Annotated in this window: 14 protein-coding genes; 8 read left to right on the top strand and 6 right to left on the bottom strand. The window is 58.8% G+C overall.

Annotated elements, in window-relative coordinates; translation table 11 throughout:
• Nucleotides 1–240: 240 nt before the first annotated feature.
• The 3 genes from ACOYXG_RS14895 to ACOYXG_RS14905 are packed head-to-tail and all read right to left on the bottom strand — an operon-like array spanning nucleotide 241 to nucleotide 2424.
• The gene (locus ACOYXG_RS14895) at nucleotides 241–1179 is read right to left on the bottom strand and encodes a FecR family protein (RefSeq protein ID WP_460352505.1); all 939 of its coding nucleotides are present in this window, start codon (nucleotides 1177–1179) and stop codon (nucleotides 241–243) included.
• A 31-nt stretch (nucleotides 1180–1210) separates the two neighbouring features.
• Nucleotides 1211–1762 (bottom strand): RNA polymerase sigma factor, encoded by a 552-nt coding sequence (locus tag ACOYXG_RS14900; RefSeq protein WP_027613107.1) that lies wholly within the window; start codon nucleotides 1760–1762, stop codon nucleotides 1211–1213.
• Nucleotides 1759–2424: a secretin and TonB N-terminal domain-containing protein gene (locus tag ACOYXG_RS14905; protein ID WP_460352507.1), complete on the bottom strand. Its 666-nt coding sequence runs from the start codon at nucleotides 2422–2424 to the stop codon at nucleotides 1759–1761. Before ACOYXG_RS14905 ends, ACOYXG_RS14900 begins: the two co-directional genes overlap by 4 nt.
• 207 nt (nucleotides 2425–2631) lie before the next feature.
• Here ACOYXG_RS14905 and ACOYXG_RS14910 point away from each other — a divergent pair, with 207 nt between their 5' ends.
• Entirely contained in the window at nucleotides 2632–2976 is a 345-nt protein-coding gene (locus ACOYXG_RS14910; protein ID WP_096797252.1) for a hypothetical protein, read from the top strand.
• Nucleotides 2977–3211: 235 nt separating this feature from the next.
• Here the strand turns inward: ACOYXG_RS14910 and ACOYXG_RS14915 are convergent, their stop codons facing one another.
• Entirely contained in the window at nucleotides 3212–3652 is a 441-nt protein-coding gene (locus tag ACOYXG_RS14915; RefSeq protein WP_460352509.1) for a carboxymuconolactone decarboxylase family protein, read from the bottom strand.
• A gap of 312 nt (nucleotides 3653–3964) precedes the next feature.
• Between ACOYXG_RS14915 and pdxR the strand changes: the two genes are divergently transcribed.
• The 4 genes from pdxR (at nucleotide 3965) to ACOYXG_RS14935 (ending at nucleotide 7398) form a co-directional block, all read left to right on the top strand.
• Entirely contained in the window at nucleotides 3965–5398 is a 1434-nt protein-coding gene (gene pdxR, locus ACOYXG_RS14920) for a MocR-like pyridoxine biosynthesis transcription factor PdxR (protein ID WP_460352511.1), read from the top strand.
• A 123-nt stretch (nucleotides 5399–5521) separates the two neighbouring features.
• The gene (locus ACOYXG_RS14925; protein ID WP_096797255.1) at nucleotides 5522–5815 is read left to right on the top strand and encodes a putative quinol monooxygenase; all 294 of its coding nucleotides are present in this window, start codon (nucleotides 5522–5524) and stop codon (nucleotides 5813–5815) included.
• Between the two features lie 226 nt (nucleotides 5816–6041).
• Nucleotides 6042–6443, top strand: a complete 402-nt coding sequence (locus tag ACOYXG_RS14930; protein ID WP_115989607.1) for a cupin domain-containing protein — start codon at nucleotides 6042–6044, stop codon at nucleotides 6441–6443.
• 241 nt (nucleotides 6444–6684) lie between these two features.
• A complete protein-coding gene (locus ACOYXG_RS14935; RefSeq protein WP_460352514.1) occupies nucleotides 6685–7398 on the top strand; it encodes an ATPase in 714 nt (237 codons plus the stop codon).
• Between the two features lie 188 nt (nucleotides 7399–7586).
• Here the strand turns inward: ACOYXG_RS14935 and ACOYXG_RS14940 are convergent, their stop codons facing one another.
• Complete coding sequence (locus ACOYXG_RS14940; protein ID WP_460352516.1) at nucleotides 7587–12482, bottom strand: NAD-glutamate dehydrogenase; 4896 nt, start codon at nucleotides 12480–12482, stop codon at nucleotides 7587–7589.
• 686 nt (nucleotides 12483–13168) lie between these two features.
• Between ACOYXG_RS14940 and ACOYXG_RS14945 the strand changes: the two genes are divergently transcribed.
• Entirely contained in the window at nucleotides 13169–14347 is a 1179-nt protein-coding gene (locus tag ACOYXG_RS14945) for a colicin-like pore-forming protein (protein ID WP_460352518.1), read from the top strand.
• A gap of 723 nt (nucleotides 14348–15070) precedes the next feature.
• On the opposite strand, the gene ACOYXG_RS14950 is transcribed toward ACOYXG_RS14945, so the two are convergent.
• Nucleotides 15071–16465 carry a hypothetical protein gene (locus tag ACOYXG_RS14950; RefSeq protein WP_460352520.1) on the bottom strand — a complete coding sequence of 465 codons (1395 nt, stop codon included), beginning with the start codon at nucleotides 16463–16465 and terminating at the stop codon, nucleotides 15071–15073.
• A 337-nt stretch (nucleotides 16466–16802) separates the two neighbouring features.
• Between ACOYXG_RS14950 and ACOYXG_RS14955 the strand changes: the two genes are divergently transcribed.
• Together ACOYXG_RS14955 and ACOYXG_RS14960 are read left to right on the top strand one after the other, a co-directional pair.
• Nucleotides 16803–17156, top strand: coding sequence for a hypothetical protein (locus ACOYXG_RS14955; protein WP_011334588.1), 354 nt, complete (start codon nucleotides 16803–16805; stop codon nucleotides 17154–17156).
• Between the two features lie 381 nt (nucleotides 17157–17537).
• Complete coding sequence (locus ACOYXG_RS14960) at nucleotides 17538–18497, top strand: AAA family ATPase (protein ID WP_003218556.1); 960 nt, start codon at nucleotides 17538–17540, stop codon at nucleotides 18495–18497.
• The last annotated feature ends 2 nt before the right edge of the window (nucleotides 18498–18499 follow it).

An 18499-nucleotide genomic window follows, 5' to 3' on the forward strand; every position in this document is an offset into this window, starting at 1 on the left:
CCAGCTCCCACATAGACTGAGTGCAGCTGGTAGATATTGGTCGGCTGTCGGGCCGTCATCGCGGGCGGGCTCACTCCTACAAGTGGATGGTATGCAGTCTGAGAGAGATGAGTTGGCTGGAAGGTCGGGCTCGCTCCCACAGTTGGATTGGGTTTGGTCAGTTGGAGGGTGGTTGGCTGTTAGGGCGTCATCGCTGGCAAGCCAGCTCCCACAGGGGTGGTGGGGTTGGTGGGATTGGGGTCAGCTGAGGACGACTACTCCGCCGGGTAGTTCGGTGCATTTGACGCCGTAGGCGTCGCGAATCAGCAGCGCAACGCCGGCGAGTTGGTCGAGGTTGAAGCGGGCCTGGACGCGGCGTTGGCCGAGTTCGCGGTTGAGCAGCAGCAACATGCCGGGGCGGTAGCGGTTGATCTCGTCGATCATCTGGCTGAGGGTCGCGCCGTTGAATACCAGTACCTGTTGGCGCCAGTTCATCACTGCTGCGGTGTCGACGCTTTGCACTGCGCCCACTTGCTGCGCGTCGTAGGTCAGTTGCTCACCCGGCTGCAAACGCAGGCTGCGGCCATCGACATTGACGTCCACCGAACCATCGAGGCACGTCACGCAGACCTGTTGATCGGTGTTGCGCAAATTGAACCGCGCTTGGCTCGCCCGTAACCACCCTCCCCCGGCCTGCATCGCCAATGGCAGCCGCGCGGTCTGCACTTCAACCTCACCGCTGACCAGCTCAAAACCTTGCACGCCATCATCGCCAGAACGCTGGTTGATGCGGGTCTGGGTGTTAAGTTCCAGGCGCACGCCGTCGGCCGGTTCAAAACGCTTCTGCTGGCCGACTTCGGTGATGTAATCGGCGCCGAGCCCTTCGAAGCCACCCGGAATCGTGCCGCGCACCAGCAGGAACGCCGCCGATGCAGCGATGGCACCACCGAGAAATGCCCGGCGACCGAAGCGCCGAGGCGATTGCAGCATTTCAGCGGCAGGCTGCAGGTTGTGCCACAACACCTTGGCCTGCTCGAAAGCCTGGGCATGTTCGGCGCTCTGCGCGCACCACTGGCGTAACGCGCGGGCGTCGGCCACGGTGGCGCGGCCGGAGGTCAGCAGGACCAACCAGTCGTGGGCTTCGCTGTGCAGATTGTCGGCCGCCGATGGCTTGGCAGGTGTCAGTCGAAAGATGTTCAAACGCGCAAATTCTCAACGAATTGATCGGGCACTATTCAGATGACGGTTTTCCGGCCCCGCGACCGAACCGCTGAAACACTTTTCTTTCCAGTTTCGCCGCGCAGAAGCCCAATGCAGCTTTGATTTCCTTCTCGACCATGCGCGTGGAAATGCCGAAGCGCTGGGAGATTTCCAGGTGCGGCGCCTCCTCCAGCCGCGCCGCGATGAAGATTCTGCGACGCCGTGCGGGCAGCTCGTAAAGGGCGCTGAGCAGCGACTGAATTTCCTTTTGCCCACCGACCACCCGCGCCGGGTCCAGCGCCTCGTCGCCGATTTGCAGCAGCTCTTCGACTTCCTCGCCGGTGAGCAGGCGCGCATCGGCCTGACGGCGGTCGGCGGCGATGTTCAGGGCCATGCGATAGAGATAGGCATTGGGCCGCAGCAGGTTCGGCGGCGTTTCCATGCGGTCGACCCGCAGGTAGGTTTCGTGCAGCACGTCGTTGGCCAGGTCTTCCGAGCCGAGACGGCGGCGCAAGCGCACCCGAAAGTCCTCGTAGGACGTCAGGAACAGCTGGACCATCGAACCTTGTCCGGTGTCTTTCATCCCCCGGAAACTCCTTCCCATTTGGTGCATTCCATGCGTTTCCCTGACGACTCCGGTAACAACAGCAACGTGACCGGCTGACGCAACGCGCTGGGCGTCGGCCGGTCGATCCTGAGATTGCGAAAGCTCTCCACCAGCGCGGTATCGCGCCGTACATCACCGGTGGTGGTGACCAACCGGTTGTGCTGCACCACGCCGTCGCGCCCGACCCAGACCTGCAACACCGCGCGATAACTGCCCGGACGGGTCAGCGGCGAACGGCACAGGTTGCGCTCGATCGCCGCTTGCACCGCGGTGGCGTAACTGCGACTCACGGCGGCGCTTGCCGGCGTGGACTTCTCCAGGGCCGATGGCACGTCCTCGACCTGCGCCACTTGCAGGGTGAACGCATCGTCGCGGGCATAACGCGCCATCAGGCCGCTGCCGCCGAGCAAACGGCGCAGCGCATCGGCAGCGGTGTATTCGCCATCGACCGCCAACGAGCGCCGGCCACGACTCAACTGGCTGTCGACCAGCACCGCAACGCCCGTGGCGTGGCTGTACTGATCCAGCGCCCGGGCCAGATCCTGCGCCGGAATGTGCAGCGTCATACGCAAGTCCGCCGGCACCGGTTCGGCTGTCGCCCCGCCGCTGAACCAGCCAAGCAGCAGCCCCAGACTCACCCGGCGCACGAGAGTCGCTGAACGCTGAAGACCGTCCCTGGAACTGCCTCGCTGCACGGCTGACGTACCCCTGAAAACCGTCATCCTGATGGCTGTTTATGAATCTGGTGTGACGGGCGGTGCAAAAAAACCATCACGGGATTCGCGCAAGGCTTGCACTAGACTCCATACAGAGAACGGCCGCTTCGGGCCGGCCAGGAGGCTTGCATGAAATCACTGTGGAAATTCGCCCTCGGCGGGCTGCTGCTGAGCGCCTTCGCCAGCGCCCACGCCGAGCAGCCGCTGGGCTGTGTGGAGGTGACGGTGGGTGGCTACAAGGCGCCGAATTACGATTGTTTGAGTCAGCAGATGGGTAACAACCCCGAGGGTGCTGCGGCTGCGCAGAAGAATCAGGAGGCGCTGAATGTGCCGGTGAACAAACGGCCACCGAATCAGGTTGGCCTCGCAACCCCGGCCGCAACTGGAACACGCATGGGCAACACCTTCGGCACCTCAGTCAAACCACAACGCCCACCCGCCAATAACGGAACATCCCCATTAACCAATAAATGAATCAAACACCTGAGGCTAAGAAACTCACACACCTAGAGGAAGGGGAAACACACCTGTGGCGAGGGGATTTATTCCCGATCGGCTGCGCAGCAGTCGTCAATCCCGCTGACTCGGTTTATCTGAAGGACCCGCGTCGGATTGTTATAGGCCTGCTGCGCAGGCCATCGGGGATAAATCCCCTCACCACAAGGAATACCTCAATCACTAGAAATACCCCAATTACAGGGTATGCACGTCAATCGCTCGGGGTTTGGCGGAAACTTACCGCCAGGCGATTCCAGCTGTTGATGGTGGTGACGGCCATGGTCAGATCCACCAGTTCGGCCTCACTGAACTGCGCTTTGGCCAACTGATAAACATCGTCCGGCACATGACTCCCGGCCAACAACGTCACCGCCTCGGCCCAGGCCAACGCCGCCCGCTCACGCGGATTGAAAAAGCCGCTGTCGCGCCACACCGCGATCGCATACAAACGCCGCTCACTCTCCCCGGCCCGCCGCGCGTCCACCGAGTGCATGTCGGTGCAGAACGCGCAGCCGTTGAGCTGCGAGGCGCGGATCCTGATCAGTTGCAACAGCGGCGCCTCGATGCTCAGGTCGCTGGTCAGCGCCTCCATGGCGATCATCGCTTTCATCGCCTTGGGCGATGCGTTGTAGTAGTCCAGACGCGGGGACATGGCAGCTCTCGGGAAGCGGAGTGATGAGTTCACGGTAAGCGCAGAACTGCCGGCGTTACAGCCCCAATTCCACGGAATATCGCTACACCACTGCCCTCTTCCTCTACATAGATCCCCTGTGGGAGCGAGCCTGCTCGCGAAGGCGTCAGGTCAGTCAGCCCATTTTTGAATGACACACCGCATTCGCGAGCAGGCTCGCTCCCACATGGGTTAGTGACCAATTTGGAGTTTTTCGGGTAGGCAACTACTGCCATTCACGCAACAGCGTTAATCTGGCCGACACTTCAATCGCCCCCCCGGAGCCGCGTCGGTATGGAACTTCACGTCGTGATCAATGGCCGCAAGGACCTCGCCGGCCAGCTATACAACCAGTTGCGCGGCGCCATCGAGTCCGGGCGCCTGGCCGCCGGCACGCAGTTGCCGCCCAGCCGTCTGCTGGCCGAGCAACTGGGGATCTCGCGCAAGACCATTTCCGACACCTACGCGCAGCTGACTTACGAAAATTTCCTCACCGGGGTGATCGGCAAAGGCACCTACGTCAACGCCCGCCCGGCGCAGATTCAGCGCAAGCAAAGCCACACCGAACTGGCCAGCGCCGAGGTGATCGAGCGCTGGCGCAACCTGCCGGTGTTCTTGCGCCACCCGTCGCTGGAAGGCTCGCTGCGCTACGACTTCATCGGCGGCGCCACCAGCAAGGGCCAGTTCCCGCATGACGACTGGCGCCGCTGCGTGTCGCACGCGATGCGCCAGATGGCCGGCTCCAAAGGTTTCTACAGCGTGCCCGAAGGCCTGCCGGCGCTGCGCAATGCGATTGCCCGGCACATCGCGTTTTCGCGCGGGATCAACTGTCAGGACGAGGACATCGTGGTGTGCAACGGCGCGCAACAGGCGCTGGACTTGATCACCCGCGTGCTGATCAGCCCCGGTAGTCGAGTGGCGATGGAAGACCCGGGTTATCCGCCCGCGCGCCTGCTGTTCGGCACCCACGGCGCCGAGGTGGTCGGAATCCCGGTGGATGCCGAGGGGATTGTGGTCGAGCAGATTCCCGAGGGCACGCGGATGATTTATGTCACGCCGTCGCACCAGTTCCCGCTGGGCATGCCGATGAGCCAGGCGCGCCGCGAGGCCTTACTCGCCAGGGCTTATGAGCTAGGCGCGATCATCATCGAGGACGACTACGACAGCGAGTTCCGCTACGAAGGGCGGCCTACGGACTCACTGTTCAGCCTCGATCAGCGCGGCATCGTTGCCTACGTCGGCACCTTCTCCAAGACCCTGCTGCCGGAGTTGCGCCTGGGTTACGCGATCCTGCCGCCGGCGATTCTCGAGGCGGTGATCCGCGCCAAACAACTCACCGACCTGCACGCCTCGACCCTGCCGCAATGGGCGCTGGCCAAGTTCATCGCCGAAGGTTGCCTGCTCAAGCACATCCGCCGTTGCCATACGATTTACGCCCAGCGCCGTGAACGGATTCTGGCGCGCATGGCCACGGATCTGTCGCCCTGGCTGGAAGCGATACCGCCCAGTGCCGGGTTCCACATGGCGGTGCTGTGCAAGGTGCCGATCGACCTGCCGCTGGTGATCGAACTGGCGAAAAAAGTCGAGGTCGGGCTGTATTCCATCGACGGATTCCATTACCGGCAACCGGTGAAGAGCGGTCTGTACTTCGGCTTCGGCGCCATTGAAACCCTCGATATCGACACCGCTCTGGATCGCCTGCGCGACATTCTGCAACAAGTGGCGTGAATGATTGGTCTGGGCGATTAACCGCCGATTGGTTATTGGTGATCAGCAGGTGCAGGCCTATTCTGCACGGGCGTTATCCCTCAATGAGCAGGATTCGTCCGGCCTGATTCAGGAGTGTGAGCAATGTCTAACGAAGTGATCAACACCGTCCAGGTGCGCGCCGCCGCCGGGCGTTCGGAAGAACTCGGCCGACAGTTGCAGAAGATCGTCGACACCCTGCGCCAGACACCGGGCTGCGACGCCTACATGGTCGACCGCTGCCCCGAGGACAGCCAGCGCTGGACGGTGAGTGCACGCTGGCAGTCGGAAGCGGCGATGCAGGCGCACTTCAACCGGCCCGAAGCGCAGGGGTTTATTGACCTGATCGATAGCCGTCTGGCCAATAGTGTGGATTTCAACTCCTTTCCGATCATTTGACTTACTGACGCCATCGCTGGCAAGCCAGACTCCCACAGGGTTTCGTGTTGTTAACAATCATATGAACGACAGCAGAACCTGTGGGAGCCTGGCTTGCCAGCGATGGCGTATTCGAAAGCGCTGATATCCCCCAGATTGGTCACCCGATCTTCCCGAATATTGGCCGTTTGAATACCCCACCCCGCAGACTACTGTGGTCACCACCCCCTCCCACAGGTGATCCACCATGAAAGCCCTGCACCTCTTCACCGCCGTTCTCGCCCTGTCCATGTCTGCCGCCGCCCTGGCTCACGACCCGTCGGAAAAAGTCACCGTCCTGCAAGACCAGATGCTGAAGAACGCCCCCGGCAAGAAAGCCATGATGATCGAAGTCGACTACAAACCCGGCCAATCCTCGATCGCCCACAAACACGACGGCACCGCCATGGCCTACGTGCTCGAAGGCGAAGTGATTTCCCAGGTCAAGGGCGAACAGCCGATCACCTACAAGAAAGGCCAGTTCTGGTACGAACCGGCCGGCTCCGAACATCTGGTGTCAAAAAACGCCAGCAACAGCAAACCGGCGAAGTTGCTGGTATTCATGGTGTTAGCCCCGGACGAGCAAGTACTGATCCCCTTGAAAAACTGATGGTTGTTGGCACAGCCATAAATAAAAAGGCGCAAAACACTGTTTTGCGCCTTTTTATTTCCCGAGGCAATTAACCGATTTGCCTTAAAGCCAATAAAACTAATGCATCGCCATAACTGGAAAAATTGTCAGCTTATTTACAGGTTGGCGGGTTTAGTCTGAGTCAACTGTCGTGCGCCCGTCACCCACAGCCGCGACAACGCTGACTTTCCGACTGAAGTTGCTTCACGGGAGACTCACCATGAAACTTGCCTTTGCCAGTAGCCTGGCGATATCGGTTTTAGCCTTGTCCGCCTGTTCAGTACCCACCGCGCCGAAAGCGGTGTCGTCCCTCGATACCCTGTTCACCCAACCGGTCGGCCGCAGCAGCGCCGCCCAGGTGCAAAGCGGTCCCGGCGTGTCACTGGGCGTGGTCTACAGCCCGAGTACCCAGACCAACCGTGAATATCTGCGTGACTATCAGGCCAACGCCGGCACCGGTTTCGGCCAGAGCCTGCTGGTGCAGCCGATCCACGACGCCTACGTCAACACCTCGAAACCGGACATGGCCGTGGACTGGGTCAAGGCCTCGCTGCAACGGCAGTTCGGCTCGGTGACGGTGTACCCGGACATGCAGAGCCTGCGCGCGGCGCACCCCGATGTGGTGGCGATCGTCGACGCCCACAGCCAGTTGATTACCTCGCGCAGCTCCGACATTAAGGCCGATGTCAGTGCGGACTTCTATGATGCGAAGTTGAATTACATCGGCACGGCGAAAGGTTCGGAGGCCAAAGAACTGACACCGGTTTGGGCGGACTTCAAACGTTCGGAAGAGATCGTCGCTGATATTAATCAACAGCAGGAGGTGCAAGTTCGGGCGTTGCAGAAGTTTGATCAATCGCTGAGTAATTTATTGACCAGGCCGACAGAGAAAGTGTCGATGCTGGATAACAAACAAGCACCTGACTTGTATTGAAAGTAAGGCCCTCATCGCTGGCAAGCCAGCTCCCACAGGGATCTGCAGTGAGCACAAATTCTGTGAACACCCGAGAAACCTGTGGGAGCTGGCTTGCCAGCGATGAGGCCAGATTAATCAACACAAAATTCAGACATAAAAAAGCCCCGGCATCTCACGACACCGGGGCTTCTTCATTCAACCACTACTCAGGCCAGTTCAAGCTCGGCATTCGCAGCAGCCGCAGGCACCACCGCCTGCCCGCTCAACGCGAGGTCAAGCAGTTCACGGTTGGCTACTGCATACATGGCGTAGTCAGTGCCGCTCGCAGCACGGATTTCCACCAGCATGGCGCGCCAGCGCTCGATCATGCTTTCGTGCTGTGCCATCCACAGCGCCAGGCGTGCTTCCACGTCCTGAGTGCCGTCGCCCTGTTGCAGGACAGAGATGGTGATCGCACGTTGCTGCCAGTCCACATCGTCACGGAACGCTTCACGGGCCAGGGCCTGCCAGTTGTTTTCAACCGGCAGCGCGCTGATCTGTTGCAGGTACCAGGTGATGTCCAGCGCACTGCCCACGGCGAAGTAGGCCTTGGCCACTTCTGCCGGATCCTGGCCAGTGACGTCGGACGCTTCGATGATCGGCAGCAGGGTGTACAGGTGCGAGGTACCCGCCACCATACGCGCCAGCAACTCCGGCACACCGGCCGCGACGTAAGCCTGATAACGCGCCTGCCAGTTTTCACGGATTTCGCCGCTCAGCAGTTCGTCGAGCTTCAGACCCAGCTCCTTGAGGTGCGGACCAAAGTGCGCGACGTCACGGGCAGCGTTCTGCTCGTTGCGACGGGCACGCAAGAACCAGCGTGTGGCACGGCGGCCCAGACGCATCAGCTCGTCCATCAGCTCCAGTTGCACGTCAGCGGAGACCTGATAGTCCAGCGCTTCGATCTGACGGAACCAGTGCGGGAGGTGGAAGATGTCACGCACGATCACGTAGGCGCCAGCCACGTTCGCCGGGCTCATGCCGGTCGACTCTTTGAGTCGCTGAACGAAGGTGATGCCCATGTGGTTGACCAGATCGTTGGCGATCTGGGTGCTGACGATCTCGCGCTTCAGACGGTGACGACGCATGGCTTCGGAAAACTTGCTGACCAGAGTCGGCGGGAACGCCGTCTCCATGTCGCGGGTCAGGTAGTCGTCGTCCGGTACCAGCGAGTTCAGCAGCTGTTCCTTGAGGTCGATCTTGCTGTACGAGATCAGCACGGACAGCTCGGGACGGGTCAGGCCATGGCCTGCCGCAACGCGCTCGTTGATCTGCTCTTCGGTCGGCAGGAACTCGATGGCACGGTCCAGCTTGCCACGGCCTTCCAGATCGCTCATCAGACGCTTGTACTCGGCAATGCGCTCGTAGGCACGACGCGCCGCCAGGGACAGAGCCTGAGTCTGCTTGTAGTTGTTGCCCAGCACCAGACCACCGACTTCGTCGGTCATGCTCGCCAGCAACTGGTTGCGTTGCTTGTCGGTCATGTCGCCGGCCTGAACCACTTCGTTCAGCAGGATCTTGATGTTCACTTCGTGGTCGGAGCAGTCCACGCCACCGGCGTTGTCGATGAAGTCGGTGTTGGAACCGCCGCCATTCAGACCGAATTCCACACGACCCAGTTGGGTCATGCCGAGGTTACCGCCCTCGCCCACCACTTTGCAGCGCAGCTCGTTGCCGTTCACCCGCAGTGCGTCGTTGGCCTTGTCGCCCACGTCGGCATGGCTTTCGCTGCTGGCCTTGACGTAAGTACCAATACCGCCGTTCCACAGCAGATCCACCGGTGCCTTGAGCAAGGCGTTCAGCAGTTCGGTCGGGGTCAGCTTGTCGGCCTTGATGTCGAAGCGTTCTTTCATCTGCGGCGAGATGGCGATGCTCTTCGCGCTGCGCGAGAAGATGCCGCCGCCTTCGGACATGATGCTGGTGTCGTAGTCGGTCCAGGCCGAACGCGGCAGGTCGAACATGCGCTGACGCTCGACGAAGCTGGTCGCCGGGTTCGGGTTCGGATCGATGAAGATGTGCATGTGGTTGAACGCGGCAACCAGTTGCAGCTTGTCGGACATCAACAGGCCGTTGCCGAATACGTCACCGGCCATGTCACCCACGCCGACCACAGTGATGCTGTCTTCCTGGACATTGATGCCGCGCTCGCGGAAGTGGCGCTGTACGCCGACCCACGCGCCCTTGGCGGTGATGCCCATTTTCTTGTGGTCGTAACCGGCGGAACCACCGGAGGCGAACGCGTCACCCAGCCAGAAGCCGTAGTCGATGGCGATGCCGTTGGCGATGTCGGAGAAGGTCGCAGTGCCCTTGTCCGCGGCCACCACCAGGTACGGGTCATCGTCGTCATGACGCACGACGTTGGCCGGCGGCACCAGCGCGCCGTCTTTCAGGTTGTCGGTGATGTCCAGCAGACCGGAAATGAAGATGCGGTAGCAGGCGATGCCTTCGGCCGCGATCTCGTCACGGCTGCCGCCCAGTGGCAGGCGACGCGGCAGGAAGCCGCCCTTCGCACCCACTGGCACGATGACCGAGTTCTTCACTTGCTGGGCTTTTACCAGGCCGAGGACTTCGGTACGGAAGTCTTCTTCACGGTCGGACCAGCGCAGACCACCGCGCGCCACGTTACCGAAGCGCAGGTGCACGCCTTCGACGCGTGGTGAGTAAACGAAGATTTCGAACTTCGGTACCGGCTTCGGCAGCTCAGGGATCGCGTGCGGGTTGAACTTGAAGCTGAAGTACGACTTGTTCTGGCCGTTGGCATCAGTCTGATAGAAGTTGGTGCGCAGGGTGGCTTTGATCAGGTCCAGGTAACGACGCAGGATGCGGTCTTCGTTGAGCACCTGAACGTCGTCCAGTGCGGTCAGAATCGCTTGTTCCAGACGCTGTTGCTTGTCTTCCAGATCATCGCTGCCCAGCTTGCGCGCCAGGTAGAAACGGGTCTTGAACAACCGGGTCAGCTCGCGAGCGATGTCGGTGTGGTTGTTCAGGGTGCTGGCGATGTAACCCAGGTCGAAGCCCAGTCGGATCTGCTTCAGGTAACGCGCGTAGGCACGCAGCAGCGCCACGTCGCGCCATGGCAGACCGGCGGTCAGCACCAGACGGTTGAACGCATCGTTCTCGGCATCGCCACGGACGATGTGGACGAATGCGTCCTGCAGGGTGTCGTTGAGTTGCTGGATATCCAGCTCCAGACCTTCCGCCGCAGTGAACGCGAAGTCATGAATCCAGAACTCGCGACCGTTGGTGTGGCGCAGACGGTACGGGAACTCACCCAGCACGCGCAGACCGAGGTTTTCCAGAATCGGCAAGACGTCGGACAGTGCCAGCGGGGTGTCGGCGTGGTACAGCTTACAATGCAGCTCGCGCTGACCGGACACCTGGCCCAGCGGCTGATAGAAGCTCATCACCAGCGGATTTTTTTCGTTCAGGCTCAGCAGGTGCTGCATGTCGACCACAGCCGAGTGCGCCGCGAAACGCTCGCGGTAACCCGCCGGGAAGCCTTTCGGAAAATCCGCCAGCACGTTGGTGCCGTGGGCTTCGCCGAAGCTTTCGACGGTCAGTGCGGCGTAGTCGTCCTGCCAGCTGCGGCAGGCCTGTACCACTTCTTTTTCCAGCAGCAGCGGATCGATGTCGATGCGGTTCTTCGGATCAACACGCAGGATCAACTGCACGCGAGCCAGTACGGACTCGGAGAAGAAGGTCCAGAACTCGCAGTCGGTGGCCTTCAGGCGCTCCATCAGCACCTGCTGGATCTTCTGGCGCACTTCGGTGGAATAGATGTCGCGCGGTACGTAGGCCAGGCAGTAGCAGAAGCGACCGTACGGGTCTTTGCGCAGGAACACGCGGATCTTGTTGCGTTCCTGGATCTGCACGATCGACATCACGGTGCTGAACAGTTCGTCGACCGGGGTCTGGAACAGGTCGTCACGCGGCAGCACTTCGAGTACCTGCGCCAGTTCCTTGCCCAGGTGAGCCTTGGACTGGAAGCCGGAGCGGCGTTCGATTTCTTCGACCTTGCGACGGATGAACGGAATGACCCGCACGCTCTCGCCATACACCGAGGAGGTGTACAGGCCCATGAAGCGGTGTTCCTTGATGACTTTACCGTCGGCGTCGATTTCACGGATCGACACGTAGTCCGGGTAGGCCGGACGGTGTACGCGGCTCGGGTGCGCAGCCTTGGCGAACGACAGCAGGGTCGGTTCGCGCAGGTAGTTCACTGCGTAGTCTTCGATGTGCCGGTCTTCGTTGGTCAGACCGGTGCGCAGCAGTTTGGTCAGACCGAGGAAGGAGTTCTGGTCGTATTCGATATGGCCGCCATCGGCCTGATCGACAACGGTGAACTCTTCGTAGCCGAGGAAGGTGAAGTGGTTGCCCACCAGCCATTCCAGGAAGCTCTTGATTTCGGTCTTTTCGTCGGCATCGACGGCGAATGCGCTGTTATCGAGCTTGGTGAGGATCTCCTGCACCTTGGCCTTCATCGGCTCGAAATCAGCGACCGCGACGCGCACTTCACCGAGCACCTGCTCCAGCTCTTTGCTCAGCACATTCAGTTCGGCCGCGTTGGCGCAGCGGTCGATTTCCAGGTACATCAGCGACTCGTGCAGCACGCCTTCGCCGGTGCTGCCCTTGGGCAGGATTTCCAGCAGCTCGCCCTTGCTGCCACGGCGTACGCTGAGCACGGTGGTCTGCAGGGTGTGGATGCTGTAGCCGCGGCGGTTCAGCTCGGTGCGGACCGAGTCGACCAGGAACGGCAGGTCGTGGTGCAGGACCTCGACAGCGGTGTGGGTCGATTGCCAGCCGTGGCGTTCGTAATCAGGGTTGTAGACGCGCACTTGCGGTTGCGCGTGATCGAAGCGCTCAAGCAGGCGCCACGCGGAAAGAGTACAGCCAGCGAGGTCGGAGAGGCGACGTTGAGTCAGCTCGTCCAGGGAAATGATGCCGAAGAATTGTTCAGCGAACAGCGCCACTTGTGGCAGTGCCTGTTCACTGATGTGCTGCGCCAGTGCCGCTTGCAGTTGGTGCTGGAAGTCGGCTTTGCTGGCTGCGGTGAAGAACGCCATCTGTGGTACTCCGCTTAAGCTTGTTATTGATGGAAAGCGTCGCGTGCAACACCCCTTGCGGGGCTTGTGTCGCCCTGTTCCTGATTCTCGGGCAGAGGAAACAGGGGGACAGGTGGGTGAAGCTGGACGAGACACTCAGGTCACATTCACCTTCCATTGAATGGGCATCTGCAAAAACGACTGTCGAGGCCGCCGACAATGTCTTTACGGGTGCTCATCCGTTGCGCAGCTTAATGGGTGCGACAATGTGTCTGCTTGCGGTGCTGCGACATATTCGGTCATTGGCACGTAAACGCGGGCCCGCGCACCGGTAAACATTAGCAGCCAAAGAGAATTCTCGCGCTTCAGGTGGCCGTTCAACAGGCAAGCGCACCTGAAATGACCGATTACCTGAAATTCGTTCCTGCCACACCTTTCCTCCTTGGAAAATCACCCAGCCAAAGCTTACACAGCCTTCGATTGTTCGCACTAAAAAAACCAATAAAAACAACAAGTAGAAACACACTAAAGAATGCTTACAAACTGACAAGAAATGTCTCACATAATTTGAAGACCGAATTCCTACAGCACGATTTGAACGCAAAAATCTGCAGTGCTATCTATATAAGCGCACCCCATAAAAAACCAGACATCATTTGTCAACCTGACCCACGGAACGGGTCTCCATCAAAGAAAGGAATCATCACATGCGACAACTTGAACTTCCGACAACGATAATCTACGGCGATGGCTCTTGGGAAATTATCAATTTGAACCCTGGCACCATTCGCGGAGATATTCTCAAGAACTATCCGCTGGGCAACCCGATGCATGGGCTCACACTGGCGATAGAAAGTGACTATCTGGAAAAAAAGCACAATTTAGAGCAAGGCTTGCAAACTGAGTTGAATATTATAGACAGCAGGCACCCACCGCTGACCCACCCTACTCCCGATACATGGCTAAACAAAGCCACCAATATTGTCAATGAATTACTTTTTCAAAAAAACACCGAGCTGCAGCAAAAATTAAGGGATATTAAAACGTCGCAACAATATGCGAAGTTACAAGCCACTTACGACGCCATGCTTCTGAACGAACAAATCGCAAATCTTCAAGACCGCCAGACCAGACTGTATGCCGAAATAGCTCGGCGACAGGCCGAGGCCCTCGCCCAACAGCAGGCCGCCGAAGCGGCGCGACAAGCTGAAGAGGCGCAAAGACAAGAGCAGGCGCTTCAGGCTGCTCTGCGACTGGAGGAAGAAAAACAGCGGATCGCTGCCGAAGCGGAGGCCAAACGTATTGATGACTACAAACGCGCGGTGGCTTACGTCGCCGACGCGAACAAATTCATCCTCGAGAAATACGGCGTCAAGCTGCATCAAGTGGTGATGGATCTTCAAAAGGATGTATCAGGGAAAAAGATCAGGAGCTACAACGAGGCGCTGCGAACGTTCGAGCAGGTGCGAACCAACCCGAATGCAAGGCTCAGCCCGCAGGATACCCGTGCGGTTGTCGACGCACTGAACGCGCTGGACAAGGCGACCTACATGGACAGTGTCAATCGGCTCGCCAAAGGATTTGGCGTAACCGGAAAAATCGTGCAGGTGCATTCTGTTGTGGAAAAGGCAATCATCGGTTTTCAGGATGGAAACTGGAAACCCCTGTTACTCGAATTCGAAAGCATTGCCGCAGGAGCCGGAGCAGGGTTGCTGGTCGCTCTCATAGCACCACCAGTGCTAGCTGCTTTTTCGTTTCCACCCGTAATTGCTGTAGTCGCTACCGGCCTCCTCGTGGCTGGCGTTGCCGCTTTACTCGATGCCAAAACCGTAGAAAAGATAAATGACACGATTTTCACGCTAGTTGAAACGACGCCAGCGCATTAATACTCTGCCCGCCGGTTCAATTAATTGAGCCGGCCACCCAACAAGGATTACACGGTGCAAAACACTCCTGAGCCATCCATATCAACCGCATGTTTTATATCCATGCTGGCGCCGATCCTCCTCATCAACCTGATAGTTCCAATCATTAACGAGCACCATCCTATGCTGCTCGATTCTGCTCTACAAAACTATCTGATCGAAAACATCGGCTTCTGGTCGTCCAAACTCCCTCTAAGCTCCAGGATAACCACGAATTACATTGCGGTATTTGCGCCAATATTCAGCTTAATATTCCTGTACAGATGCTTAAAAATATCCGACCAGATATTTGAAAGAGCAAACAAACTCTCACTCATAAAATATTCCTTATCGCTCATTGTCCTGCTTTTATTTTGCTCTACCTTCACCTATGAAGCTTATTTAAACTCCACCGACCTCATGAGCCGCGACTCAAAACTGAGGATCATGGGTCAGAATTTTCTATTCTATTCAACGTACTCTTCAGGAGTTTTTCTTTTCGTGTTCTTACTCCCCCCGATTCTTTTTCAGCTCCTGTTTTACGTTCCTTACCGCACAATCATGCACTTTAGAAAACAGCCCTCAGAACTCAAAAAAGATTCAAGGCAACATCCTCAGGAACCACCTCGAAGAAAAAAAGGAAAGCAGCCACATTGAGCTTATGCCTTCCCTTTTCCTGGGCCGCTTAGCCCCCCACCATCAACATCAGTCAGGCAGCTCCTCGAAAGCCCTGAATTTGCTCACGGTGGCACAGTCGTAACACATGGTTTTCAGGATCAATTTATCCATGCTGGCGTCGATATTGCTGGAATCACACTCTCGGCAAAACAGCCTCAAATGACCGAGCAGGTCGCTGTCAAAAGCTGCACGGGAGAAGAACTGCGGCACCAGTTCATCGCGCCAATACATTCCCGGCGACTTGGAAAACCCGGCACCGCTGTCCTTGAGCACTACGTCATACAACAACCGATGCAACGCCGATTGCGGTACCCGCGAATCGCGGTGTGCGTTTTTGCGCCAGTTCCGAGTCAGGGCGTCCTGAGCGGTCCCGAGCATGTTGCGCGGGATGGTGTTGGACGCATGATTGCGACCTTTGGAGTTGCCGGTGGCGTAGAAGTGCGCAGCGTTTTTTACTGCCAGGCGGGCGAAGTAGTAGAGCTGGCTTACGGAAAAATCCTGCAGGAGTTGCCCCACAACCGTTTCGGCACGCGCCTCGGCCGTGAACGAAAAACTGACTTCGTTGGCCAGCACACGGATGTATTGAAGCGATTCTTCTCGGGCCAGATCGAAAATCAGCCCGTAGAGTTCACTCTTCCAGGCGACCTGAATCTCGCCGGATAACTCCTGATAGAGCGTCAGGTACAGACTTTCCCGATTACAGCGCGCAACTCCGCCGAGTGCCACATTAGGCTGCCAGCGCACTGCGCAATAGTCACTGATACTGCAACCCTCAGTGCGATCGAAGGCCCTGATATCAGAGCTCGTCGCGACCGTTAACACGCCAGCCTCGTGCAGACTCTTCAATCTTTCCTCGCTGGCCTCGACGCTCGGTGCCAGATGTTCGCTTCGGGATGTCGCGCTCAACGGCGCGATCCATTCGGGATGGTTGGCATTGCCATCGTCAAGCAAGGCCAGCAACGTCAGCTTCTGCACAAACCCAAGGGTCGAATACGGCACCGCGGGACTCGGTACACCGAAGCGCGATTCAAGTTCGCGTCGATCACGCTCGGCCTGCGCCGCCAATTGTTGCTGATGAGCCTGGCAACATGCCTGGCAAGTACACGCCATGCGTCGGCCATGGCGGGCGGATGCTGAGTATCGGTGCTCGCACCTTATGCACTTGTAAGGATGACGCTGCGAGACCGGAGTGCCCCGGGCGTGCCGACGTACCCACATCGGCACATCGCAATAAGGGCACTTCAGATCCTGACTGACAATCGGCGGCAAAACCTTGAGCAAGCTGCGAACAGTGGCAGGGATCTGATACTCGACCAGAAGCGCAGCGCTTTTTTCCCCGTCCAGATATCGCTGATAAATCTGCTCGATCTGATCGTCGGACAGGTGTGCAATTTCCTCAGCGCGTTCGAAATACGGATGCATTGAAAGAGGTCCCTTTTTTCGGTTTGAGATGACGCACTCCTTTGCGTTCGAACCGCAAAATAATGACAATCGTGGCGATAAAACAAGCGAAAAAGCAGAAAACGGCTGCCAAGTCCAAACAAGTAATTTTTCCTGCGGCGTCCTCGGAAATTTCAACCCTCAACCCAGAATTCATCTGTCGGAATTTTCCTTGTTCATTGATTCCGCCAGGTTTCACGCACCCTCTTGTTGCAGGCATCAACAAAGCAACCCACGCAAGAGAGCAGCGCAAATGCGCCAAGGCTGGCAAAATCGCGCTTTCGATTGCACTTAGCGCCCCTCGGCCAGGAATTCCCCCATGCAAATGACCACCGCCCTACTGATCGTCAACCCGTGCGACGACGAAGAAGACAACATGGCCATGCTCTGCTGCCATAGCGACAAGGGCGACATGTTTCTGATGAGCCGCTACCCGGACGAGGACGAGCTGGAGATCACCCTGGATGGCGAGCCTTCGACGCTCGACGGCGTGAAAGTCACCCTGTCCAAGACCCTGCTGAAGATCGAAATCGCTGCGGCAGATGCCGATGCGTTGAATGGCGATGATGTGCTGGAGATCACCTTCAACCCGGACATGGTTGATCTGGCTGAAGTTGAAGAAACCCTGAAGAACATCCTGGATGGCACCGGGACCTATATCAGCCAGATTTGATGCTGGCTGGACTGGCCTCATCGCTGGCAAGCCAGCTCCCACAGTGGCCGATCGCATTCGCACCTCTAATACCTGTGGGAGCTGGCTTGCCAGCGATGAGGCGAAATTTGACGTTGTCTGGACTGCCCCCTTCGCGAGCAGGCTCGCTCCCACTTTGACGGGTGTACGCCGTTCAAATGTGGGAGCGAGCCTGCTCGCGAAGGCGTCCGAAAGAACACTGCACCTTTCTCCGGCTACAAAATTCCAACAAATCCCCCAGTCATTTCCCGCACTTTGCGCAAAATGCCGTTAGTCGCCGCCCCCCTCGATGGATTAAAGTAACGCCCCCAGCCCCGGCGTTATCCGAACGCCTGCGGCCACCCTTTCCAGGAACAGTCACCGATGGAACATCGTGAAGCGCTGCTGGCGCTGCGAACCTTTCTTTCAACGCAGATTCTCGGCCAGGAAAAACTCATCGAGCGTTTGCTCATCGCCCTGCTCGCCGACGGCCATATGCTGGTCGAGGGCGCTCCGGGTCTGGCCAAGACCAAAGCGATCAAAGAACTCGCCGAGGGCATCGAAGCCCAGTTCCATCGCATCCAGTTCACCCCGGATCTGCTGCCGGCCGACATCACCGGCACCGAGATCTATCGTCCGGAAACCGGCAGTTTCGTGTTCCAGCAAGGGCCGATCTTCCACAACCTGGTGCTGGCGGACGAAATCAACCGCGCCCCGGCCAAGGTGCAATCGGCGCTGCTCGAAGCCATGGCCGAACGTCAGGTCAGTGTCGGGCGCAGCACTTACGAGCTGTCGCCGCTGTTTCTGGTGATGGCGACGCAGAACCCGATCGAGCAGGAAGGCACCTACCCGTTGCCCGAAGCGCAGCTCGACCGCTTCCTGATGCACGTGAAGATCGGCTTCCCGGATGCCGCCGTCGAACGCCGGATCCTGCAGCAGGCCCGTGGCGAAGCGCTGAATGGCGAAACCAAACCGGAACGCCGGGTCAGCCAGCAGGCGATCTTCGCTGCGCGCAAGGAAATCCTCGGTCTGTACATGGCCGACGCCGTGGAGGAATACCTGGTGCAACTGGTCATGGCCACGCGCACCCCGGCCAAGTTCGACCCGGAAATGGCCGAGTGGATCGCCTATGGCGCCAGCCCACGCGGCTCGATCGCCCTTGACCGCTGCGCCCGGGCCCACGCCTGGCTGGCCGGGCGCGACTTCGTCAGCCCGGAAGACATTCAGGCGGTGCTGTTCGACGTGTTGCGTCACCGCATCATTCTGTCGTTTGAAGCCGAAGCCGCCGGCATCGATCAGGATCGGGTGGTGCAGCGGATTCTCGACGTCGTAGCCGTCGCTTGACC

The organism is Pseudomonas sp. G3-39, from assembly GCF_054790485.1.